Origin of the sequence: Kitasatospora sp. NPDC059747, from assembly GCF_042732955.1 — a bacterium.
Taxonomy (GTDB): Bacteria; Actinomycetota; Actinomycetes; order Streptomycetales; family Streptomycetaceae; genus Kitasatospora.
Genome location: NZ_JBHWGV010000007.1, coordinates 38,129 through 38,621, shown reverse-complemented (window position 1 = coordinate 38,621; position 493 = coordinate 38,129). Strand labels below are relative to the sequence as shown.

At 67.1% G+C, this 493-nt stretch carries 1 protein-coding gene; it reads right to left on the bottom strand.

The genetic code is table 11. The annotated features are described in order from the left end of the window. Window positions 1-119: 119 nt before the first annotated feature. Entirely contained in the window at window positions 120-329 is a 210-nt protein-coding gene (locus tag ACFV4G_RS04905) for a DUF397 domain-containing protein (protein ID WP_380436522.1), read from the bottom strand. Window positions 330-493 lie beyond the last annotated feature (164 nt).

Genomic DNA, 493 nt, shown 5'->3' with positions numbered 1-493 from the left:
CAATAGTCCGTGCCCGTCTTATTTTTTTAAAAACACACTGTCACCCCCGTGTTCCTCGGGGTTGTTTGTTTTTTGGGGGGGGGGGCGGGGGCGCCCCCCCCCCCCCCCCCCACGCGTGGTCAGGCGGAGGGGAGTTCTCCGGTCTTGATGGCTGCGACGAATGCCTCCCACGCGGAGGCGCGGAAGATGAGCGCCGGCCCACTGGGGTCCTTGGAGTCCCGGACGGCCATGTCGCCAGTGGTGACGTGGCCCGTCTCCACGCACTCGTTCGCCTGCGCGCTGTAGCTGCTCTTGTACCAGCCCCGAGCAGAGATTGCCGGCATGGTCATATGCCCACCCTCTTGTCTGACTTCGTACCATCGATGGCAGCGCGTGTTGCGTCGTCGGCGGCAGCGAGGGCGCGGGGGGGGGGGGGGCGGGGCCGCGCCCCCCCCCCCCCCCCACGGTGATAGGTATTAATTCGGGCGTAACGCGCCGGCCCAAAGAAGGGTGA